This is a genomic window from Vibrio sp. B181a (assembly GCF_030248375.1).
GTDB classification, from domain to species: Bacteria; Pseudomonadota; Gammaproteobacteria; order Enterobacterales; family Vibrionaceae; genus Vibrio; species Vibrio campbellii.
Genome location: NZ_JAHGAD010000015.1, coordinates 93,657 through 115,732, shown reverse-complemented (window position 1 = coordinate 115,732; position 22,076 = coordinate 93,657). Strand labels below are relative to the sequence as shown.

The following is a 22,076-nucleotide window of genomic DNA, read 5'->3' as shown; positions in this document are numbered from 1 at the left end:
ACTAAGGAGTGGTTATGCAGCATTTGGTATTTGTGTATGGCACCTTACGCAAAGGAGAGTGCAATCATCACTTTTTGAAAACCGCTGAGTTTCTCGGGCATCATGAGACTGATGCCCAATTTGCTTTGTACGATCTAGGTCGTTATCCCGCGTTGTCGACTGGGCAAAAAGCGATACAAGGCGAAGTGTATTTAATTGATAACGATACACTCAGCGAGTTAGATAAGCTTGAAGATGTGCCGGTGGAGTACCGTAGAGAGGGTATAGCGACACCATTTGGCCAAGCTTGGATCTACTTATACCAAGATACTGAGCAACTCACAGAAGAGATTGCTTCTGGCGATTGGTGCCAAAGGGTGTGAACTATACTGAGAGCAGTAACGTATGCATTGACGATATATACAACAAAGACTTGGGAGGTCTGCGATGAAATATCTATCTCCAATCATACTGCTGCTTCTTGTTGGTTGTTCAAACAGTACACCACCGAGCAGTAACGACAGCATGCAGTGGCAACAATACGGTATGCAGCGAGCGGAAGCAGGTGAATCAAAACTCTCCATGCAAGAGCTCAACAAAGGTGACGATTTATATATGGCGTACAGTAATGGCTATGAAAGCGGTCGAGCAAATTACTGTGCACAAGATGCTTTCACACTCGGTGAAAGCAGGCGTTATTACCGAGGCATTTGTGACGATTTAGATGATCGATTCCGTCGAGAATACGAACTAGGGCGTACATCTAAAGGCAGCAAACGCTACTAATGAGTGAGGAGTAATGATGAGACTATTCGCGATTGGCGCTATGCTTCTATTTCTCAACGCTTGTGCGCAAACCACACTCCCCAGCTCTGTTAACGCGACAGACTGGCAAGCTTTCGGCAAACAAACAGCACTGAAGGGCTCGCTTGAGTTGTCCGAAGACCGTATTGCCAAGTTAGATGATACTAACCGTGCCACTCCTGAACTCATCATGGCCTACCAAACTGGCTACCAGGAGGGTAAGGAAGAGTATTGTCAGCAAAGCGCTTATATTCTCGGCGTACAAGGCGCTCCTTACTATGGCATCTGCGATGATTTAGACCCATTTTTCCACAACGATTATGAATCAGGCAGATTGTCGACGGCGGGTGGCTATTAAACAGGGTGGCGATCAAACGAAGCTATGAAAACGAAAAAGAGCTGCCAATTGGCAGCTCTTTTGTTATTTGTTACTTACGATTATTTGTTTTGAGCACGCTCGTAAGACTCTAGGATTTCCGCTTTTGCTGCAGCAACGTCATCCCAGCCATCGACCTTGACCCATTTGCCCGCTTCAAGTTCTTTGTAGCGTTCGAAGAATTGTGTGATCTGTGCTTTCAACAATTCAGGGATGTCACCGACATCTTGAATGTCTTCGTACTCTTTTGAGATTTTTGAGTGCGGTACAGCAAACACTTTTGCATCTTCACCCGATTCGTCCGTCATTTTCAGTACGCCGACTGGACGACAGCGAATCACAGAGCCTGGCATCAATGGGTAAGGGGTTGGAACCAATACGTCCACTGGGTCACCGTCTAGAGAAAGAGTATCGTTCACATAGCCATAGTTACATGGGTAGAACATAGGTGCAGACATGAAACGGTCAACAAACACAGCACCAGTGTCTTTATCTACTTCGTATTTGATTGGATCCGCGTTGGCAGGGATTTCGATGACGACGTAGATATCTTCAGGCAGTGATTTACCTGCTGGTACGTTATTTAAGCTCATTTGAATATTCCTTTTCATTGAGGATTAAGCGTGGAAAGGCTTAATCTGGCTAACATTTACGCAGTTCACTTTAACGACAAAAACGCGGCAGGTAAACACCCGCCGCGTTGGACAAAGGTCTGAAATTAGTCTTCTTCGCGATTCAGTTCAAGAAACTCTTCGACTTTGTTGACCATGTTCTTTGAACCCACAAAGAAAGGCACTCGCTGGTGCAGTTCGGTAGGTTTCAAATCCATAATGCGGTTTACACCGTCAGACGCCAAACCGCCAGCTTGCTCAATTAAGAATGCCATCGGGTTGCACTCGTACAACAAGCGCAGCTTGCCTTGAGGGTGGCTTTGCGTGCTTGGGTACAAGTAAATGCCGCCTTTTAGCAGGTTACGGTGGAAGTCAGCTACCAATGAGCCAATGTAGCGAGAAGTGTATGGGCGACCATCTTCAGGCACATTCTCCTGACAGTACTTGATGTACTTCTTCACGCCCTGCGGGAAGCGGATGTAGTTGCCTTCGTTGATTGAGTAGATTTTGCCATCTTCTGGGATCATCATGTTTTCATGAGATAGACAGAAGCTGCCAATCGATGGATCGTAAGTGAAGCCGTTTACGCCATTACCTGTGGTGTAAACCAGCATGGTCGATGAGCCGTAAATCACGTAGCCCGCTGCCACTTGTTTGTGGCCTGGTTGTAGGAAGTCCTCTTCTGTTGGTGGGGTTCCAATAGGAGAAACTCGACGATAAATAGAGAAAATCGTACCAACAGACACGTTCACATCGATGTTTGATGAGCCATCGAGTGGGTCCATTAGAACAACGTATTTTGCGTTTTGGTTAAGTTCTTTATTGAACGCAACCGCTTCATCTTCTTCTTCACTGGCTACACCACACACTTGGTCGCGTGCTTCGAGCGCTGCTTTAAACTTGTCGTTCGCGTATACATCAAGCTTTTGCTGATCTTCGCCTTGTACGTTCTCTGTACCTACAGCGCCAGTGATATCACCAAGACCTGCCGCATTGATTTCGCGGTTTACGATTTTTGCAGCTAAACGAATAGAAGCTAATAGAGATGAAAGATCACCGCTAGCGTGGGGGAAATCCGCTTGTTTCTCAACAATGAACTCGCCTAGGGTGCGCAGTCCTGACATGGTTTATCCTTACATTTTTCATTTCGTTGGGGGTGTCGCGCAACGGGGGCATCTCTTTATGGATGTTAAACGATTGCGCTAGATGTAAGTTTAAGTCGCAGATCTTATTAATGGTAATGAAGTAACCGACTGAGATCTCAATTTATTTGTCTTATTGCATAAGACGTGAACCGCTTGGTTAATGCTTGGTCAGTCAGCCCTAAGCCCTGTCAGATTTGTGAAAGAGACTGCAAGAACACAGCGAAAGGCACTCGCTTTTCTGGTGGTTATCACGATAATGAAAGGATTAAAGAACGCATTACAAGGTTAAGTTTATGCACATTCATATCTTGGGTATCTGCGGCACGTTTATGGGCGGTGCGGCAATTTTAGCGCGTCAGCTAGGTCATAAAGTGACGGGTTCGGATGCCAACGTTTATCCACCAATGAGCACCCTGTTGGAGTCTCAAGGTATTGAAATTATTGAAGGCTTTGACCCTTCTCAGCTTGACCCACAACCTGACCTCGTGGTGATTGGTAACGCGATGAGCCGTGGTAACCCATGTGTTGAGCATGTGCTGAATACCAATATGCGTTACACCTCGGGCCCACAATGGTTACAAGAGTTCTTATTGCACGATCGCTGGGTTCTGGCGGTATCAGGTACCCATGGTAAAACCACCACTTCAAGCATGCTAGCTTGGATCTTAGAAGATTGCGGTTACCAACCGGGCTTTCTAGTTGGTGGTGTGTTGGGTAACTTCGGTGTGTCAGCACGCTTGGGTGAAAGTATGTTTTTCGTCGTTGAAGCAGACGAATACGACAGTGCTTTTTTCGATAAACGATCTAAGTTTGTTCACTACCACCCACGCACACTAATCATGAATAACCTTGAATTCGATCATGCGGACATCTTCGACGATCTAGAAGCGATCAAGCGTCAATTCCATCATTTAGTACGTACTGTTCCTGGTAATGGTTTGATCCTTGCACCGAAGCAAGATCAGTCGCTACAAGATGTGATCGAGCGCGGTTGTTGGACTGAAAAGCAGTTCTCGGGTGTCGATGGTGATTGGCAAGCACACAAGCTGGTTGTCGATGGTTCTAAATTTGAAGTGTCACTGCAAGGTGAGAAAGTAGGCGTTGTGGACTGGGAGCTTGTGGGTGACCACAACGTAGATAACGCTTTGATGGCTATTGCTGCTGCGCGTCATGTTGGTGTGGCTCCAGATTTAGCTTGCCAGGCTCTCGGTCGCTTTATCAATACCAAACGTCGCTTAGAGTTAAAAGGCGAAGAGCAGGGCGTGACGGTTTATGACGATTTTGCTCATCATCCAACGGCGATTGAACTGACGCTAGGTGGTTTACGTAACAAAGTTGGCGAAAAACGTATCCTTGCCGTTTTAGAGCCACGCTCTGCGACCATGAAACGCGGTGTGCACAAGAATACTTTAGCGGCTTCATTGCACAGTGCCGATGAAGTGTTCCTCTTCCAACCGGATAACATTGATTGGTCGGTACAGGATATTGCAGACCAGTGTAAACAGCCTGCGTTTGTTGATGCAGAGATGGACAGCTTCGTCGCAAAAATCGTAGAGCAAGCGCAGCCAGGTGACCAAATCCTCGTGATGAGTAACGGTGGCTTTGGTGGTATCCACGGCAAGCTTCTGGAACAACTGAAACAAAAAGCTTAATGACATCTATGCAGCAAAAAGTAACCCCTAAAAAAGCCATCACACTCGCATTAACGGGCGCCTCTGGTGCCCCGTATGGACTTCGTCTTCTTGAATGTTTAGTGGCAGCGGATTACCACGTCTACGTGTTGATCTCTTCGGCTGCGCGCGTGGTAATGGCGACCGAACATGACTTGAAACTCCCAAGTGGCCCTGAAGCGGCGCAAAAAGCGCTGGTTGAGCACCTTAATTGCAATCCAGATAACATCACCGTTTGTGGCAAAGACGACTGGTTTTCGCCGGTGGCTTCTGGCTCTGCGGCGCCTAAGCAAATGGTGGTGTGTCCATGTTCTGCAGGTAGTGTTGCGGCCATTGCACACGGCATGTCGGATAACTTGATTGAGCGTGCTGCTGATGTGGTAATGAAAGAGCGCGGACAGTTGCTGCTTGTAGTGCGTGAAACGCCATTCTCGACGTTGCATCTTGAAAACATGCACAAGCTTTCGCAAATGGGGGTCACCATTATGCCTGCAGCGCCGGGCTTCTATCATCAACCTAAAACTATCGAAGACTTAGTGGATTTTATGGTGGCGAGAATTCTGGATCACCTTGGCATTGAGCAAGGTTTAGTGCCACGTTGGGGTTATGACCAACGTTGATTGTGTAATCAATAAAAGACCTTTACAATCCATCCAACTCATCGGGGAGCAAACCCACTTGGCATTGAGCTTATCAATACCATTGGGCGCTGAGACCTAATCGCTTAACGTTGTTGAGCAAACAGGGACCCGTATTACCTGAACCAGATAATGCTGGCGTAGGAATTGAGTCTGGATATTGGAAGTCCTAAATACCGCCTCAAGCCTGTGCCGCTCAATTCATGTCAATAATGCAAATGGAGAGCGAGCAGTGAAAACCACTCTTAGTCTGATTGCCCTTGCAGCCATCACTTCTACTTCGGCGTTTGCCGCTGAAAACACCCTAACTGTCTATACGTATGACTCTTTCGCTGCCGATTGGGGACCAGGTCCTAAGGTCGAAAAAGCGTTCGAAGCCAAATGCGGGTGCGATGTTAACTTCGTCGCGCTGGACGACGGCGTTTCTATTCTTAACCGCCTTCGTTTAGAGGGAAATAATAGCAAAGCGGATATCGTGTTAGGTTTGGATAACAACCTGATGGCGGAAGCGAAAAAGACCGGGCTGCTGGCTGAGCATAATGTTGATACCTCAAAGACTACGCTACCTAATGGTTGGGACGATAAGACTTTCGTACCGTACGATTACGGCTACTTTGCGTTTGTATACAACAAGGAGAAGTTGGCGAATCCTCCAAAAAGTATGAAAGAGCTGGTGGAAGAGCGTGATGATCTGAAAGTGATTTACCAAGACCCTCGAACTTCGACGCCGGGTCAAGGCTTGATGTTGTGGATGAAGTCCATCTACGGCGATGATGCGACTCAAGCATGGAAGCAACTGGCAACGAAAACCGTTACGGTTACCAAAGGTTGGTCAGAAGCTTACTCGATGTTCTTGAACGGTGAGTCCGACCTCGTGCTGTCTTACACGACTTCTCCAGCGTACCATTTGATTGCAGAAGGTGATGCGAAATACGCCAGCGCAGACTTTACCGAAGGCCACTACATGCAAGTGGAAGTGGCGGCTAAGGTCAAAGGTTCAAAGAATGCGGAACTTGCGGATGAGTTTATGGGTTTCATCTTGAGTGATGAGTTCCAATCTGCAATGCCAACAGGTAACTGGATGTACCCAGTGACTGACGTTGAATTACCAAAAGGCTTTGAAACCTTAAGCGTACCAAGCAAGCCACTTAGCTTTAGTGCAGATGAAGTAGCGAAAATGCGCAAGACTTGGATTCGCGAGTGGCAAAGCGCATTGACGTTCTAATATAGGTTCTACTTTTGAATTCTGTTCCGAAAATAGGGTTAGGGGTCGCGATGATTATCGCGACCTTTGTTGTTTCTGCCCTAGGTGCTTTGATTGTCCAAGCGCCTTCTCTTGATGTGTCTATGGTGTGGGGAGACCCCTACTATCAGCATGTCACCAAGTTCAGCTTCTACCAAGCTTTCCTTTCTACACTATTGAGTGTTGGCTTGGCTATTCCAGTGGCCCATGCGCTTTCTCGACGTGAGTTCTTTGGGAAGTCTCTACTATTAAAGTTGTTTGCGTCTACCTTAGTTCTGCCTGTGTTAGTCGGTGTATTTGGCTTATTGGCGATTTATGGTAATAGCGGCTTATTAGCTCAATGGCTGAAAAGTATCGATGCGGAGCTGCCGTTTTCCATCTATGGTCTGAACGGCATTTTACTTGCGCATGTGTTCTTCAATATGCCCTATGCGGCGCGGCTACTTTTGCAGGCATTAGAGTCGATCCCCGCAGAGCAACATAAACTGTGTGCACACCTTGGAATGAGTCATTGGGACAAATTCCGTTGGGTGGAATGGCCTCGATTAAGACAACAACTTCCACACGTAAGCGGCTTGGTGTTTATGCTTTGCTTTACCAGTTTCGCCACCGTGATGGCGTTAGGTGGCGGACCGAAATCGACCACCATTGAACTCGCCATTTATCAGGCGATTAAGTTCGATTTTGATCTGCAGGCTGGGGCGCTTTTGGCACTGTGGCAAATGCTACTATGTGGCTTGTTAGCGATTGGCGTGCAGAAGTTGACGAAGCCAGTTTCAGTAAGCGCTGGCAGTACATCGGTACAGCAATATTTAACGAAGGATCATGGGTGGTCAAAAGCTTGGGATAGCTTTTGGATCATAGGTGCCTTTTTACTAGTAATACCACCACTTATGATGGTGGTGTTCAGTGGCATCAACCAGCAAGTTTGGTCGGTACTGACCGATGAGCGCTTTTGGTCCGCACTGTTCAATTCTCTCAAAGTTGCGATACTGGCGAGCTCTCTTGCTGTTGCTGCTGGTGTGTCGATTTTGCTGACCAGTCGACGTTGGCGATTGCAGTATAAAAATACTCGCGCCGATCAAATTGAGCTTATCGGAACCATTATCTTAGTAACGCCGGGATTGGTGATTAGCACCGGATTGTTCCTATTACTGCGATCGTTTACCGATGTATTCAGCTTGGCGTTTTTTGTTGTCATCTTAGTTAATGGCTTGATGGCATTGCCATATGTCATTAAGACTTTATCTCAACCTATGTTGTACATTGAGCAGCAGTATCAGTACGTGTGTGCCAGCTTAGGCATGCGTGGTTGGCAACGATTTAAAGTCGTGGAATGGCAAGCACTGCGCAAGCCGTTTGCCCATGCTTTTGCCATCAGCTTTATGTTTGCGATTGGTGACTTAAGTGCGATTGCCTTGTTTGGTGGGCAAGAATTTAGAACCTTGCCGCTGTATCTATTCCAACTGCTTGGCAGTTACCAAATGGATGCCGCTGCCGTGGTATCGGTTACTTTGCTGTTGCTCAGCGTCGGCTGTTTTGCGGTGATTGAGAAAGTGTTGAAAACGAAGGAGAGAGCGTAATGTTAGTGTTGGATGATGTGCAGTACACCTATCAACGTGAACTGTTTCGTTTTGAGTTAGCTATTCAGCGTGGACAAATTGTTTCACTGATGGGGCCGAGTGGGGCGGGCAAATCAACGTTATTGGCGTTAGTTGCTGGTTTTATTAATCCAGACCATGGCGATATTCTGGTTGATAGTGAGTCTATCGTGCGTAAAGAGCCGTATCAGCGTCCGTTTTCAATGCTGTTCCAAGAGCATAATCTGTTTGCTCACCTGTCAGTAAGAGACAACATCGGTTTGGGCTTACATCCGGGACTAAAGCTCACGGCAGACCAAAAGCTGCTTGTTGAGCAAGCGGCCAAGCAGGTCGGGGTTGCTGAGTATCTGGACCGTTTACCTGAACATCTTTCTGGTGGTCAGCGTCAGCGTGTGGCACTTGCGCGTTGTTTTGTTCAGCCGCACCCAATGTGGTTACTCGATGAACCTTTTTCTGCGTTAGACCCAGTATTGAGAGAAGAGATGCTGACACTGGTTAAACAACTTGCTGCTGAGCGTGGCATTACCGTTTTGATGGTGACGCACCACTTAAGTGACGCCAGAGCGATTGCTAGTCATTTTGCTTTTGTGGCTGGTGGTCAGGTTGAAGCTGCAGGAGAGATTGGTGAGCTTAACGCTCAACATAGCAGTAAAGCATTGAAGGCTTTTGTTAAAGCGGCAGGGTGATTACCCTGAGATAGAAAAATAAAAGGTTGATGCAAGCATCAACCTTTTTTGGTTTTGGGAGTTTGAATGAGCGTATTAGCCTTGAGGCTTCACTACCATAACGTTGATTGGTGAGTTCTCAACGACTTTGCTTGCTACAGAGCCCAGCATCACTTTGTTGATCTTTGAGCGTTTGTGGCTTGGCATAATGATAAGGTCAGCACCTAAGCGTTCAGCGTAATCAAGGATGGTTGCATACGCTTTGCCTTCTGCCACGTGGACTTTGTAAATGACTTCATCATCGATATGTTGGTCTGCAAAGGCTTTGAGCTGTTGCTTTACATCTTGCTTCATTTTCGCCGCCGCGTCTTTCGGGAAGTAAGTCGCGACCATCGACATATGAATACCAGGTAAGACAGTAAGCAAGTGAACTTCAGCATTGGCTTGCTTTGCTTGCCATACCGCTAATTCAACGGCACGGTCAGAAAAGCCTTGGTCATTTAGATCAACCGGAACAAGAATTTGTTTGTACATTCAATGTCTCTCATTAAGGCCCCTTATCCTCGGGGCCAAATCGGTTATGCGCTCAGCTGTTCCTTACGAGCACGACGTTTTTGGTTCAGGGCAAGTACCAGCAAAATCATCAAACAAGGCACAAATACCCATTCTTTCATTGGTCGTTCAGCATCTTGAACTACCCATTTGATCTCCCAATCGAAGTCGATTCCTGAAGATTCTGCCGGGCTGCCAAATTCAACCATGTCTACGATCATTTTGCCGTCGTTCTCGGTCAGCATTAGGCCCATTGAAGAAAGTCGTTCTTCAGCGGTTGCCGCTTTATCTTCGAACGGAAGACGTACCGTTTTTTCAACGTAGTCACCTTCAAGGTTTTCTCCAGCGACACGTAACTCTATGGATTCTCCTACATTTAACCCTTCTGTGATTTGAGCTATCTCAACACCAGGAGAAAGAACTTTCGCTGGGTAGAGCATGTCCCACCAAAAACCAGGACGGAAGAACGAGAAGGTTAATACTAATAGTAGGATCGTTTCCCACCACTTGTTACGTGTGAACCACCAACCTTGTGTTGCCGCGGAGAAGATCAACATCGCAATAATGGAAGAGATCACGGTTAACGCTAGGTGCCACCATGAATCAATGCCCATCAACAAGAGTTGAGTGTTGAAGACGAACATGAATGGCAGAATTGCGGTTCGAATATCGTAGGTAAAGCCTTGAATACCTGTACGAATTGGATCTGACTTAGCAATTGCGGCAGCGGCAAAGGCAGCTAAACCTACAGGAGGTGTATCATCTGCAAGGATACCGAAATAGAACACAAATAAGTGCACCGCAATCAGTGGGATGATAAGGCCATGAGCCGCACCCAGAGTTACGATAACCGGTGCCATTAGCGTTGATACCACGATATAGTTTGCCGTCGTTGGCAGACCCATACCCAGGATCAAGCTGATTACTGCCGTAAACAGCAACATAAGGATGATGCTACCGCCAGAAATGAACTCGACGAAGTCTGTCATAACCAAGCCGATACCAGTCAAGGTGACCACACCAACTACCGTACCTGCTGCAGCGGTTGCCACACCGATACCGATCATGTTGCGTGCACCGGATACCAAGCTCTCTGCGAGATCAACAAAACCGTCTTTGGTCTGCTCAACCAGGTCACCCTGTTTTGATAGCAATGCGATCAATGGGCGCTGCGTCAGCAAGATAAAGATCATGAACACGGTTGCCCAGAATGCTGACAGACCCGGTGAGAAGCGTTCTACAGTCAAACACCAAACCAGTACGACGATCGGTAGCAGATAGTGCAGACCAGATTTAATCGTTGGGCCTGGATCTGGTACTTCGGTGAGCTCCGCATCAATTTCAATCGCGCCATCTTTCACGTGATTTGCTGAAACCTTCACCAGACCGACGTAAGCAATTAATAGGGCGATGGTTACAATGGTTGTTGCAGCATCGCCAAATACGTCTTTAGTCCAACCCACACCGTAGTAAACCAAGGCGCTGATGACGCACAAGCCAAGTATAGTGCCAGTAAATGACAATAGGCTTTGTAGCATGGTTGGGTTGTGGCGACGAGGAAGGCCGGTCATGCCTGCTTTACATGCTTCAAGGTGAACGATGTAAATCAGAGCAATGTATGAAATAAGTGCAGGAAGTAGGGCTGCTTTGATTACCTCAACATAAGAGATACCCACATATTCAACCATTAGGAAGGCCGCAGCGCCCATGATAGGCGGCGTTAGCTGGCCATTCGTCGACGCAGCAACTTCAACCGCACCAGCTTTTGTCCCCGGGAAGCCTACTCGCTTCATCAGTGGAATCGTAAAGGTACCTGTGGTTACTACGTTTGCGATGGATGAGCCCGAAACCAGACCAGATAGGCCGGATGCAACGACAGCCGCTTTTGCAGGACCGCCCTTCATGTGACCAAGCAGTGAGAAGGCGACTTTAATGAAGTAAGCACCTGCGCCCGCGCGTTCTAGCATTGCACCGAAAAGTACGAACAAGAATACAAACGAAGTCGATACGCCAAGTGCAACACCGAATACGCCTTCCGTAGTCAGCCATAAGTGTGACATTGCTTTGTTTAAGCTTGCACCTTTATGAGCAATAACATCTGGCATATATGGACCGGCAAAGGTGTAGGTCAGAAATACTGCGGCAACGACCATCAACGGTGGACCCAGTGCACGACGTGTTGCTTCAAGCAATAGAGCCATACCCGTTACTGAGACTACGATGTCAACGGTTGTCGGTGCACCAGAGCGCCCGGCCAGTTCGGTATAGAAAATATAAATGTAAGCTGCAGCAAAGCTACCCGCTAATGCCAATACCCAGTCGATTAATGGGATATGGTCACGCGGAGAGTTCTTCATTGCTGGGTAAGCAGTGAAAGCGAGGAAAGTGGCAAAAGTTAAATGAATTGCTCGCGCTTCAGTATCGTTGAGTACGCCAAAATTAAAAATAAATGGTAGCGGAGAGGCATACCATAATTGAAATAGCGACCAGCACAGTGGTACGAACCATAAGATTCTACCTTGCAAGCCCATTGGGCTACGCGCACCTGTGTCTGCCTGAGCCACCATTTCTTGCACATCTTGTGACGGAGTGTTGTTCGTCGCCATGTACTTTTTCCTTATTATTGATGGTCCTGTCTGTATTGTGTATCGAGAACCCCGCTTCGCTATAACAGTGTAGTGAATAGAGCGAAGTTTGCTTTCGAGTGAATCGCTACAAATCTGTAACCCATTGATTTGTGGGCAAAGGAAATGTGCGGTTTCTTTTTTTAGGTGTGAGCGCGACTTCTGAAAGAAATCGGCAGATTGCATTATGCAAGTTGAACAAAGCATGCTGGCAAACGATCGTTACCAGCATACTTAATCAGGCCGAAAACCATCCTTTTCTGCCCGAGCTTGAAGTCAGTAGTTGCTTACTTAAGCAGACCTACTTCTTTGTAGTATTTTTCCGCACCTGGGTGAAGAGGGATAGAAAGACCAGCTTTCACCATGTCTTCTTTCTTCAGGTTTGCAAATGCAGGGTGTAGACGTTTGAATGTGTCGAAGTTTTCGAATACTGCTTTTGCAACATTGTAAGCGACGTCATCTGAAACATCAGAAGTCGTTACCATTGTCGCCGCAACACCGAAGCTGTTTACGTCTTTATCTGTACCACGGTACATGCCAGCAGGTACTGTGCTGAATGCGTAGTAAGGGTTGTTAGCAACGATCTTTTCGATTTCTGCGCCTGTCGCTGGGACAAGTTTTGCATCACAAGAGGTTGTTGCTTCTTTGATTGAACCGTTCGGGTGACCAACCATGTAGATGAATGCATCGATCTTGTTGTCACATAGTGCTTGTGAACGCTCAGAGCCTTTTAGCTCAGATGCCAGTTTGAAGCTGTCGTTTGTCCAGCCCATTGCATCCATCACTACACCCATTGTCGCGCGGTCACCAGAGCCTGGGTTACCGATGTTGACGCGTTTACCTTTAAGGTCTTGAACGTTTTCGATACCAGAATCTGCACGTGCGATGATGTTAAAAGGTTCTGTATGAAGAGAGAACATTGCACGTAGCTTTTTGTACGGGCCTTGTTCAGCAAACTTGCTCGTACCGTTATAGCCATGGTATTGCCAATCCGATTGCACGATACCAAAGTCTAGCTCGCCAGCACGGATAGTGTTGACGTTGTAAATTGAGCCGCCAGTCGATTCTACTGAACAACGAATGTTGTGATCTTTACGACCTTTGTTTACCAATTTACAAATAGCACCACCAGTAGGGTAGTAAACACCTGTAACAGAGCCAGTACCGATAGTAATAAACTCTTGAGCGTTAACTGCGCCTGCGCCCATAACTGCTGCAGCGATAGCGCCTACTTTTAGAAGTTTGTTAAATGCCATGAATTTCCTTCCTTATATTCATTATTAACCCGGAAATAACCTTAAATTATTTCAGGAGTTTCCTATTCGGAAACGGCATCTTTTCCAATCCAATCGTTTGAAAAAGCGAGCGAATCATAACAAAAAATTGGCAGAAAATTATCCGATTGTTAAAACTTATAGCGAATAAGTCTAAATCCTGCGACAAGTGTCGGAGATAAATTTGATATGTAATTCTTTCCAGAACAAATACTTATGCTTGGTTTTGATAGGAGTATTAAAAAAATCAATAGCGTGATGTTAATCACAAAAGCGGTGGGTGAAAAATAGTCTGAGAAATCAAAAATTTTACATTTTTCATGGGCTACAAAACTCAACGAATTTCATAGCCCACAAACAGTTACTTAGCCTGTGTATTCGAAAAGTTCACACACTGACTTGAACAATTGTTCTGTAGAAACTGGCATTGTTGGGGTAATGAAGATGGTGTCATCGCCGGCTACTACGCCAAGAATACCCTCAGATTTACCCAAAGAATCCAGTAGGCGGGCAATCAATTGAGCTGCACCAGGGCCAGTGTGGATGACTACTAATGCTGCATTATGGTCGATATCTAAGACCAACTCACGCAGAGAGCTACTTACTGTAGGTACACCTAATTCTGCTGGTAGACAGTAAACCATCTCCATTTTTGCATTACGTGTACGAACCGCACCAAACTTCGTCAGCATACGGGAGACTTTAGATTGGTTGATGCTTTCAAAACCTTGTTGTTTTAGTGCATCTACGATCTCGCCCTGTGAACCGAAGCTCTCTTCTTTTAATAAGGCTTTAAAAGCGCGAACTAAGTTATCTTGTTTTTCTGAATTGCGCATAGTCGTTATGATTCTCTTATTCAAGGGTCAGAAATTTTGCATATTCTCGCATATATATTCATGCAGTGCCAAAAAGTCACGGTAATATGTTAATTCCATCACTGTAAACCCTATACGGGATAGGGTTCTTTAAGTGTAAAAATACTGACCTATTTATTGCACTGAATTTCTTGTCATTTCAACAGAATAACCGAATAATCAGCGCTCTGTTTGTAGCACGGTAACACTGAGTTGCGCGAGGTCGCAAAGCTGACGTTAATTGATTGTAATCAAGTTGTGATTCCGATAGCTTTGTTTCAGCTGGTTACAAAATACCCGACGAATACGTTTATAAGAGAAATACTCTCAAGGAGAACTACATGAAAGTAGCCGTTATTGGTGCCGCAGGTGGCATCGGTCAAGCCCTGGCCCTTCTACTTAAGAACCGCCTTCCTGCAGGTTCTGATTTAGCCCTATACGATATTGCTCCAGTAACTCCTGGTGTGGCTGCTGATCTTAGCCATATCCCAACTCCGGTTTCTATCAAAGGTTACGCTGGTGAAGATCCAACGCCTGCACTTGAAGGTGCAGACGTAGTACTGATCTCTGCTGGTGTAGCTCGTAAGCCTGGTATGGATCGTGCGGATCTGTTCAATGTAAATGCTGGTATCGTTAAATCGCTAGCAGAAAAGATCGCCGTTGTGTGTCCTACAGCATGCGTAGGTATCATCACTAACCCAGTTAACACGACAGTGCCAATCGCTGCTGAAGTTCTGAAAAAAGCGGGCGTTTACGATAAACGCAAACTGTTCGGTGTAACAACACTAGACGTTATCCGTTCAGAAACATTCGTCGCAGAGCTGAAAGACAAAGATCCAGGTGACGTTCGCGTTCCTGTGATCGGTGGCCACTCTGGGGTAACCATTCTTCCTCTGCTTTCTCAAGTTGAAGGTGTTGAGTTTACTGCTGAAGAAGTGGAAGCGCTAACGAAGCGTATCCAGAACGCAGGTACAGAAGTTGTAGAAGCTAAAGCGGGTGGCGGTAGCGCAACTCTATCTATGGGTCAGGCGGCGTGTCGCTTTGGTCTAGCGCTAGTTCGCGCTCTTCAAGGTGAAGAAGGCGTGGTTGAGTGTGCGTACGTTGAAGGCGACAGCGAGCATGCACCATACTTCGCACAACCTGTGAAGCTAGGTAAAGACGGCGTAGAAGAAGTACTAAGCTACGGCGCATTGAGCGACTACGAAAAGTCGGCGCTTGACGGTATGTTAGAAACGCTAAATGGCGACATTAACATTGGTGTTGAGTTTGCCAAGTAAGCTTCTTCCTCTGTAGAAGCCATATAAAAGACGAAAGCCGATCGTACGATCGGCTTTTTTGATCCTTTCATCCCAATGCGCGTAACAGAGTCAGTATCAAGCCACTTTGTGAAGGAGAAGATGATGGAAGCGAGTCGAATCCGTAAAGGTATGGTTGTAGAGTGTCAGCAAGGGGTGGGAACCATCTTAGTGGTTGACCAAGAAGCAGAAACGGTATTGTTGGCTAAGCAGGGCTCGGAAGAGCAATTGGCGGTAAGCTTTGACGAGATCGAAGACAACCCTCAACTACATGGTAATTGTGATCAGTACTACTAGGTCTAACACCGATCCAACAAACCACAGATAACAAAAAGGAAGAGCCCAGCTCTTCCTTTTTACTTTAGGGTCTTTCTATTCAGCCTTAGCTAGTTCGCTTCACGGCCATGTGAGCGAGAGTAACCAATGCTTGCTTATAATCGGATTCAGGCAGTACAGACAGTTCAGCAATCGCTTTATCAGCTTCTTCTAGTGCTTTTTGTGTCGTGTACTCAAGAGAACCAGCTTCTTGCATGACTGCTAAGATGTCTTCTAATCGATCCATGCCGTTGGCTTTCTCGATTGCTTCACGAATCATCGCTGTGTTCTCTGGCGTTGTATTACGCATCGCATGCAAAAGAGGGAGCGTTGGTTTGCCTTCTGCTAGGTCGTCGCCAACATTCTTACCCATGTCTTCACCGTCAGACGTATAGTCCATAACGTCATCGATAAGTTGGAATGCGGTACCCAGATATTTGCCGTAGTTTTGCAGCGCAACTTCTACGTTTTCTGGAGCGTCATTTAAGATCGCACCAATTTGCGTTGCTGACTCAAACAGACGAGCTGTTTTCGAGTAGATGACCTGCATGTAGCTTTCTTCAGTGGTGTCAGGATCATTGCAGTTCATTAACTGCTGAACTTCACCTTCTGCGATCACATTTACTGCATCACTCATTAGTTTAAGGATCTTCATTGATCCTAGCTCAGTCATCATTTGGAATGAGCGAGTGTAAATAAAGTCCCCAACTAATACGCTCGCCGCATTACCAAATGCAGCGTTCGCCGTCGCTTTACCACGACGCATGTCTGACTCATCAACTACATCATCGTGCAACAGAGTTGCTGTATGGATGAACTCGATAAACGCCGCTGCCATAGTATGGCCGTTACCTTGGTAACCAAGAGCACGTGCTGACAATATCGCCAGAAGTGGTCTCAAGCGTTTGCCTCCACCACTTACGATATAGAAACCGAGTTGGTTGATTAAAGAGACATCAGAATTTAGTTGGGCTTGAATTGTTTCATTCACTTTTGCCATGTCATCGGCAGTAAGCGCTTGGATAGTTTTAAAATCCATCGTATATCCGGCTGAAGTTAGACCCTGCAAGGCTTATTCGATTTATATAATTGTCGAATAATACACTAAAAAACGTTGATTAATACATTACTAAAGGGCATGATTGCCGCACTTTTCTTTGGCGATTAGCTTTTCGCCAATTTTTTCAAAATATGGCTTGTCATAGGGGCATCTCTTCTGTAGAATCTGCGCCCTATTGATGATTAGTTTAGCGCACACCCTCATGAAAAGGCTGTGCGGAAAAAGCGGAGTAAAATATGTACGCTGTTTTCCAATCTGGTGGTAAACAACACCGTGTAAGCGAAGGTCAAACTCTTCGTTTAGAGAAATTAGACGTTGAAACTGGTGCAACTGTAGAATTTGATAAAGTTCTTCTTGTTGCTAACGGCGAAGACATCAAAGTTGGTGCTCCTCTTGTAGAGGGCGGCAAAGTTGTTGCTGAAGTTGTACAACACGGTCGTGGCGATAAAGTTAAAATCGTTAAGTTCCGTCGTCGTAAGCACTCTCGTAAGCAACAGGGTCACCGTCAGTGGTTCACTGAAGTGAAGATCACTGGTATCAACGCTTAATCTATTAGGAGAGTTTAACAATGGCACACAAAAAAGCTGGTGGTTCTACTCGTAACGGCCGCGATTCAGAAAGCAAACGTCTAGGTGTTAAGCGTTTCGGTGGTGAATCTGTTCTTGCAGGTAACATCATCGTTCGTCAACGTGGTACTAAGTTCCACGCTGGTAACAACGTAGGTATCGGTAAAGACCACACTCTATTCGCTCTTACTGAAGGTAAAGTGAAGTTCGAGGTTAAAGGTCCTAAGAACCGTAAGTTTGTAAGCATCGAAGCTGAGTAATTTTACCTTTTAGGTTAATTACTAAAGCTTTAAAGCTGAATTCAAAAGCCCTGCCGATTCGGCGGGGTTTTTTATTTGTAGCAGTCGACATATCGAAGTTTCTCGTCCTGACCTCGAACGGTAGGTATCTGGGAGCTTAGATCTGTCATCTGCTAAAATTGTTTGATGACAAGTCAGATTTAATCCACGCACGAAGTAGTCGGAGTAAAAGATGAAGTTCGTAGATGAAGCGGTAGTAAAAGTTCAGGCTGGTGACGGCGGTAGCGGCGTTGTAAGTTTCTGGCGTGAAAAATTCATCACTAAAGGTGGCCCAGATGGTGGCGACGGTGGTGATGGTGGTGATGTATACATCCAAGCCGATGAAAACCTAAATACCCTGATCGATTACCGTTTCCAACGCTTTTACGAAGCAGAACGCGGTGAAAACGGTCGCGGCGGTAACTGTACTGGTAAACGTGGTAAAGACATCACACTTCGCGTACCAGTAGGTACTCGCGCAGTTGATATCCATACCAACGAAATCGTTGCAGAAGTAGCAGAACACGGTAAGAAAGTGATGGTCGCTAAAGGCGGCTGGCACGGTCTTGGTAACACGCGTTTTAAATCTTCAGTAAACCGCGCTCCTCGTCAGAGAACGCTAGGTACTAAAGGTGAAATCCGTGAAATCCGTCTAGAGCTATTGCTATTGGCAGATGTTGGTATGCTTGGTCTACCTAACGCAGGTAAATCAACCTTTATCCGCGCAGTATCAGCAGCAAAACCAAAAGTAGCAGATTACCCATTTACTACGTTAATCCCAAGCTTGGGTGTAGTGAGTGTGGTTCCTGAGAAGAGCTTTGTGGTTGCAGACATTCCTGGTCTTATCGAAGGCGCAGCTGACGGTGCTGGTCTAGGTATTCGCTTCCTTAAGCACCTAGAGCGTTGCCGCGTATTGCTTCACATGATTGATATCATGCCTATCGATCAGTCAGATCCAATTCAAAATGCCCTAACCATCATTGATGAACTGGAGCAGTACAGTGAAAAACTAGCAGGCAAACCTCGTTGGCTAGTCTTCAACAAAACGGATCTGATGCCAGAAGAAGAAGCTAATGAAAAGATCCAAGAAATCTTGGATGCGCTAGGTTGGGAAGACGAGTACTTTAAGATCTCGGCGATCAACCGTAACGGTACCAAAGAGCTTTGCTACAAGTTAGCTGACTTTATGGAAAACCTACCTCGTGAAGAGGAAGAAGTTGCTGAAGAAGATAAAGTAAACTTCATGTGGGATGACTACCATAAAGACGCGATCGCTGGCAAAGACGTTATCACTGAAGAAGATGACGACGATTGGGATGATTGGGACGATGAAGAAGACGACGGTCACGTTGTTTACGTCCGCGACTAATCGCTAGCTAATTCATTAAGCCGCAATGTTTATTGCGGCTTTTTTTGTATCTAAATCATGTTTAGACGATGTGATTTGCGGCACAATAATGAGCTTAACGGACTTAGGAAGTATTCATGACATCGGAAGTTATATCGTCTTGTGCAAAGACGGCATCCAACCAAAGGGCCATTTCTCGGCTCGTTGCCCAAGCTGGGCAAATGCTATTAGCTCACGGAGCAGAGAGTACGCTTGTGAGTGACATCATGCAGCGCATCGGTATTGCCTGTGGTGTCAGCGAAGTGGCAGTCGCATTATCTGCGAATGCTTTGGTGGTCACGACAGTCAAAGACGATCACTGCATTACAACAACCAGAAGTTGCGCCGATCGCGGGATCAACATGCGAGTGATCACCCAGATCCAACGTATTTGTATCATGATGGAGCGTGGATTGCTCGATGTGAGAATGGCGCAGAAGAAACTCAATACTATTAGCCCTGAGCGCTATAACCGTTGGTTAGTGGTGTTTATGATCGGCCTTTCTTGTGCTGCCTTCAGCCATTTAGCTGGAGGAGACTTAGGTGTGTTTGTCATGACGTTTCTTGCTTCTGCTGGCGGTATGATCGTTCGACAAGAAATTGGCCATCGCCACTTTAATCCTCTTCTCAACTTCGCTGTCACGGCGTTTGTGACCACGCTAATCTCTGCTCAAGCGGTGATTTTTGACATCGGTAACTTGCCAACCGTTGCGATGGCATCATCTGTATTGATGCTAGTACCCGGTTTCCCACTGATTAACTCGGTTGCCGATATGCTGAAAGGCCATATCAACATGGGCATTGCACGATTCACTATGGCGAGCTTGCTTACTCTCGCAACTTGCCTTGGCATTGTAGCGGCGATGGAAGTCACCGGTATCTGGGGATGGATGAGCTAATGAGTGTGTTTGATTTGGCCTTAGGGCTCTTAAACGATATGTTCTTTGCCGCTATTCCTGCCGTTGGTTTTGCAATGGTGTTTAATGTGCCACAGAAGGCGCTGAAGTACTGTGCGATAGGCGGTGCGATTGGTCACGGCAGCCGTTATTTAATGATGCACTTCGGTTTACCAATTGAGTGGGCAACGTTTTTTGCGGCGACGTTAGTAGGTTTAATCGGTGTTCACTGGTCTCATCGTTTTCTTGCCCACCCAAAAGTCTTCACTGTGGCAGCTTTGATTCCTATGGTTCCGGGTGTATTCGCTTATAAAGCAATGATTGCCATGGTGGAGATAAACCATTTGGGTTACTCACCTGAACTTATTGCGACGTGCATGGAAAACTTTCTTAAAGCGATGTTTATTATTGCAGGCTTAGCGGTTGGCTTGGCGGTTCCGGGGCTGCTATTCTATCGCCGTCGACCAATAGTTTAAGGACACAGTATGATCATCAGCATGATTGCCGCGATGGCAGACAACCGAATCATCGGTAAAGACAATCAGATGCCTTGGCATCTTCCGGCAGATTTTGCATGGTTTAAGCGCTGTACAATGGGTAAGCCTGTTGTGATGGGACGTAAAACTTATGAATCAATTGGACGTCCTTTACCTGGCCGTTTGAATATTGTCATCAGCCGTGATGCTTCACTTTTCATCGAAGGTGTCACGACCGTTACGTCGATTGAGCAAGCGCTTGAGGTTGCTGGTGAAGTGGAAGAAGTGATGATCATTGGTGGTGGGGCGATTTATGCTGCGTGCTTACCGATGGCCAACAAACTGTATGTCACGCATATTGAAGCTGAAATTGAGGGCGATACTCAGTTCCCAGATTGGGGGAATGAGTTTAAAGAAACATACTCTGAAGCGTATCAAGCGGATGAGAAAAACGCTTACAACATGCGTTTTACGATTTTAGAAAAATAATCAAATTGAGCCGAATAAGAAAAGCACCGCAAATGCGGTGCTTTTTGTTTTCTAGCCCGGCAATCGGGGCTGTTAACTGAGTGCTTGTTGAGTGAAAACTTGCTTGTCTTCCCAACGAATCATAGTGAGCGAGCCTCCCCAAACGCAGCCAGTATCAAGACCAATGATGTTTTCATCTATATGACCTTGCAGTGCAGCCCAGTGGCCAAACAACACCGCTTTTTCTAAAGGAACACGTTGCGGCAGTTTGAACCACGGCACGAGCTCATCTTCCGAGACCTCTTGCGGTGGTAGTTTGCAATCCATATCCAAGCGACCATCAGGGAAGCAAAAACGCATGCGAGTAAATGCATTGATGGTGTAGCGATAGCGGTCGAGTCCTGAAAGGGATTCATCCCAGAGATCAGGCTGGTTGCTGTACATATTTTCTAGCAGCCAAGGCAATTGTTTACTTCGAATGATCGCTTCCACTTCACGTGCACAGCTTCTAGCAGTATCAAGATCCCATAGTGGAGAGATGCCTGCATGACACATGACAAAGTCATCGTGTTCTGCCAACAGTGGTTGTTGTGATAGCCAAGTCAGCAGTTCTTCTTTGTCTGGAGCAGAGAAGATTGGCGCGGTCTTATCCTTGTCTTTGACCTTTTTTAGCCCTTGAGAAACGGCCATTAGGTGCAAGTCATGGTTACCCAAAACGACTTCTGCGCTGTCACCAAGAGACTTAACAAAACGCAATGTCTCTAGAGACTTAGGCCCTCGAGCGACAAGGTCGCCAGCCAACCAAAGTTGGTCATGTGACGCAGAAAAATTGACTTGCTCTAGCAGTTGTTGCAGTTCATCAAAACAGCCTTGGATATCACCAACAATATAGGTAGCCACTGAGTCTCCTGATTAATTTAACACGTTTGGTATCGCCAAACGGAATGGGTCGATCTCGGTGATAAATTCATTGCCCTTTTCATCCAGCAGAATGTAGTGTCCTTGCATTACTCCAACCGGAGTCTCAAGTGCGGTGCCACTACTGTAGGTGTATTCGTCGCTACCGGAAATAAAAGGTTGCTGACCGACGACACCTTCGCCCTCTACGGTCATTTGCTTGCCATTGGAATCGGTAATTAACCAGCGGCGGCTGATTAATTGCACGGTTTGTTGGCTGAGGTTTTTTATCGTAATGACGTAAGCAAAAACGTAGCGTTGCAGTTCAGGGTTGGACTGTTCTTCAATGTATTTGGTATGAACTTGAATTTTGATGCAGGGTTGAATGACGTCCATGTGCAC

At 46.3% G+C, this 22,076-nt stretch carries 25 protein-coding genes and 1 riboswitch; of the genes, 16 read left to right on the top strand and 9 right to left on the bottom strand.

What is annotated here, in order from left to right:
• The first annotated feature begins 14 nt into the window (after positions 1–14).
• The 3 genes from KIO97_RS07655 (at position 15) to KIO97_RS07645 (ending at position 1,141) form a co-directional block, all read left to right on the top strand.
• A complete protein-coding gene (locus KIO97_RS07655) occupies positions 15–362 on the top strand; it encodes a gamma-glutamylcyclotransferase (RefSeq protein ID WP_285381759.1) in 348 nt (115 codons plus the stop codon).
• A 64-nt stretch (positions 363–426) separates the two neighbouring features.
• Complete coding sequence (locus tag KIO97_RS07650) at positions 427–765, top strand: DUF2799 domain-containing protein (protein WP_038890882.1); 339 nt, start codon at positions 427–429, stop codon at positions 763–765.
• 16 nt (positions 766–781) lie between these two features.
• Entirely contained in the window at positions 782–1,141 is a 360-nt protein-coding gene (locus tag KIO97_RS07645) for a DUF2799 domain-containing protein (protein WP_005430559.1), read from the top strand.
• 80 nt (positions 1,142–1,221) lie between these two features.
• Here the strand turns inward: KIO97_RS07645 and ppa are convergent, their stop codons facing one another.
• Together ppa and fbp are read right to left on the bottom strand one after the other, a co-directional pair.
• Complete coding sequence (gene ppa / locus KIO97_RS07640) at positions 1,222–1,752, bottom strand: inorganic diphosphatase (RefSeq protein ID WP_005430573.1); 531 nt, start codon at positions 1,750–1,752, stop codon at positions 1,222–1,224.
• A 125-nt stretch (positions 1,753–1,877) separates the two neighbouring features.
• Positions 1,878–2,894 carry a class 1 fructose-bisphosphatase gene (fbp, locus tag KIO97_RS07635; RefSeq protein WP_005430527.1) on the bottom strand — a complete coding sequence of 339 codons (1,017 nt, stop codon included), beginning with the start codon at positions 2,892–2,894 and terminating at the stop codon, positions 1,878–1,880.
• A gap of 314 nt (positions 2,895–3,208) precedes the next feature.
• On the opposite strand from fbp, the gene mpl reads away from it, so the two are divergent.
• The 5 genes from mpl to thiQ all read left to right on the top strand — a co-directional run bounded on the left by mpl (position 3,209) and on the right by thiQ (position 8,753).
• Positions 3,209–4,567 (top strand): UDP-N-acetylmuramate:L-alanyl-gamma-D-glutamyl-meso-diaminopimelate ligase, encoded by a 1,359-nt coding sequence (mpl, locus tag KIO97_RS07630; RefSeq protein WP_050905716.1) that lies wholly within the window; start codon positions 3,209–3,211, stop codon positions 4,565–4,567.
• The gene (locus KIO97_RS07625) at positions 4,567–5,205 is read left to right on the top strand and encodes a flavin prenyltransferase UbiX (RefSeq protein WP_012126903.1); all 639 of its coding nucleotides are present in this window, start codon (positions 4,567–4,569) and stop codon (positions 5,203–5,205) included. The genes mpl and KIO97_RS07625 overlap by 1 nt, the downstream gene beginning before the upstream one ends.
• A gap of 32 nt (positions 5,206–5,237) precedes the next feature.
• Positions 5,238–5,387, top strand: a riboswitch (TPP riboswitch).
• A 68-nt stretch (positions 5,388–5,455) separates the two neighbouring features.
• Positions 5,456–6,448, top strand: a complete 993-nt coding sequence (thiB, locus tag KIO97_RS07620; RefSeq protein ID WP_285381758.1) for a thiamine ABC transporter substrate binding subunit — start codon at positions 5,456–5,458, stop codon at positions 6,446–6,448.
• A gap of 14 nt (positions 6,449–6,462) precedes the next feature.
• Positions 6,463–8,049: a thiamine/thiamine pyrophosphate ABC transporter permease ThiP gene (gene thiP, locus KIO97_RS07615; RefSeq protein WP_285381757.1), complete on the top strand. Its 1,587-nt coding sequence runs from the start codon at positions 6,463–6,465 to the stop codon at positions 8,047–8,049.
• The gene (thiQ, locus tag KIO97_RS07610; RefSeq protein ID WP_039841397.1) at positions 8,049–8,753 is read left to right on the top strand and encodes a thiamine ABC transporter ATP-binding protein; all 705 of its coding nucleotides are present in this window, start codon (positions 8,049–8,051) and stop codon (positions 8,751–8,753) included. Before thiP ends, thiQ begins: the two co-directional genes overlap by 1 nt.
• A gap of 75 nt (positions 8,754–8,828) precedes the next feature.
• Here thiQ and KIO97_RS07605 read toward each other — a convergent pair whose 3' ends face one another.
• The 4 genes from KIO97_RS07605 to argR form a co-directional block, all read right to left on the bottom strand.
• Positions 8,829–9,266: a universal stress protein gene (locus tag KIO97_RS07605; RefSeq protein ID WP_005430588.1), complete on the bottom strand. Its 438-nt coding sequence runs from the start codon at positions 9,264–9,266 to the stop codon at positions 8,829–8,831.
• A gap of 44 nt (positions 9,267–9,310) precedes the next feature.
• The gene (locus KIO97_RS07600) at positions 9,311–11,890 is read right to left on the bottom strand and encodes a TRAP transporter permease (protein ID WP_050905713.1); all 2,580 of its coding nucleotides are present in this window, start codon (positions 11,888–11,890) and stop codon (positions 9,311–9,313) included.
• Positions 11,891–12,195: 305 nt separating this feature from the next.
• Positions 12,196–13,164: a TAXI family TRAP transporter solute-binding subunit gene (locus KIO97_RS07595; RefSeq protein WP_005430525.1), complete on the bottom strand. Its 969-nt coding sequence runs from the start codon at positions 13,162–13,164 to the stop codon at positions 12,196–12,198.
• A 383-nt stretch (positions 13,165–13,547) separates the two neighbouring features.
• Positions 13,548–14,018: a transcriptional regulator ArgR gene (argR, locus tag KIO97_RS07590; protein WP_005430583.1), complete on the bottom strand. Its 471-nt coding sequence runs from the start codon at positions 14,016–14,018 to the stop codon at positions 13,548–13,550.
• Positions 14,019–14,377: 359 nt separating this feature from the next.
• On the opposite strand from argR, the gene mdh reads away from it, so the two are divergent.
• The gene (gene mdh / locus KIO97_RS07585; RefSeq protein ID WP_005430569.1) at positions 14,378–15,313 is read left to right on the top strand and encodes a malate dehydrogenase; all 936 of its coding nucleotides are present in this window, start codon (positions 14,378–14,380) and stop codon (positions 15,311–15,313) included.
• A gap of 123 nt (positions 15,314–15,436) precedes the next feature.
• The gene (locus KIO97_RS07580; RefSeq protein ID WP_005430528.1) at positions 15,437–15,628 is read left to right on the top strand and encodes a hypothetical protein; all 192 of its coding nucleotides are present in this window, start codon (positions 15,437–15,439) and stop codon (positions 15,626–15,628) included.
• A gap of 85 nt (positions 15,629–15,713) precedes the next feature.
• On the opposite strand, the gene ispB is transcribed toward KIO97_RS07580, so the two are convergent.
• Positions 15,714–16,685, bottom strand: coding sequence for an octaprenyl diphosphate synthase (gene ispB, locus KIO97_RS07575; RefSeq protein ID WP_012126911.1), 972 nt, complete (start codon positions 16,683–16,685; stop codon positions 15,714–15,716).
• A gap of 257 nt (positions 16,686–16,942) precedes the next feature.
• Here ispB and rplU point away from each other — a divergent pair, with 257 nt between their 5' ends.
• From rplU to folA, 6 genes are all read left to right on the top strand, one after another.
• The gene (rplU, locus tag KIO97_RS07570; protein WP_000271393.1) at positions 16,943–17,254 is read left to right on the top strand and encodes a 50S ribosomal protein L21; all 312 of its coding nucleotides are present in this window, start codon (positions 16,943–16,945) and stop codon (positions 17,252–17,254) included.
• A gap of 20 nt (positions 17,255–17,274) precedes the next feature.
• Entirely contained in the window at positions 17,275–17,532 is a 258-nt protein-coding gene (gene rpmA, locus KIO97_RS07565) for a 50S ribosomal protein L27 (RefSeq protein ID WP_005383095.1), read from the top strand.
• A 211-nt stretch (positions 17,533–17,743) separates the two neighbouring features.
• Complete coding sequence (cgtA, locus tag KIO97_RS07560) at positions 17,744–18,919, top strand: Obg family GTPase CgtA (RefSeq protein ID WP_005430443.1); 1,176 nt, start codon at positions 17,744–17,746, stop codon at positions 18,917–18,919.
• Positions 18,920–19,035: 116 nt separating this feature from the next.
• Positions 19,036–19,836 carry a threonine/serine exporter family protein gene (locus KIO97_RS07555; RefSeq protein WP_285381753.1) on the top strand — a complete coding sequence of 267 codons (801 nt, stop codon included), beginning with the start codon at positions 19,036–19,038 and terminating at the stop codon, positions 19,834–19,836.
• Positions 19,836–20,309 carry a threonine/serine exporter family protein gene (locus tag KIO97_RS07550; protein WP_005430446.1) on the top strand — a complete coding sequence of 158 codons (474 nt, stop codon included), beginning with the start codon at positions 19,836–19,838 and terminating at the stop codon, positions 20,307–20,309. Before KIO97_RS07555 ends, KIO97_RS07550 begins: the two co-directional genes overlap by 1 nt.
• 9 nt (positions 20,310–20,318) lie before the next feature.
• On the top strand, positions 20,319–20,798 hold the full coding sequence (gene folA, locus KIO97_RS07545) for a type 3 dihydrofolate reductase (RefSeq protein WP_050917846.1): 480 nt from the start codon (positions 20,319–20,321) through the stop codon (positions 20,796–20,798).
• Positions 20,799–20,870: 72 nt separating this feature from the next.
• Here folA and apaH read toward each other — a convergent pair whose 3' ends face one another.
• Together apaH and apaG are read right to left on the bottom strand one after the other, a co-directional pair.
• Positions 20,871–21,677, bottom strand: a complete 807-nt coding sequence (apaH, locus tag KIO97_RS07540) for a bis(5'-nucleosyl)-tetraphosphatase (symmetrical) ApaH (RefSeq protein ID WP_285381748.1) — start codon at positions 21,675–21,677, stop codon at positions 20,871–20,873.
• A gap of 12 nt (positions 21,678–21,689) precedes the next feature.
• Positions 21,690–22,070 (bottom strand): Co2+/Mg2+ efflux protein ApaG, encoded by a 381-nt coding sequence (gene apaG, locus KIO97_RS07535; protein ID WP_005430416.1) that lies wholly within the window; start codon positions 22,068–22,070, stop codon positions 21,690–21,692.
• Between the last annotated feature and the right edge of the window lie 6 nt (positions 22,071–22,076).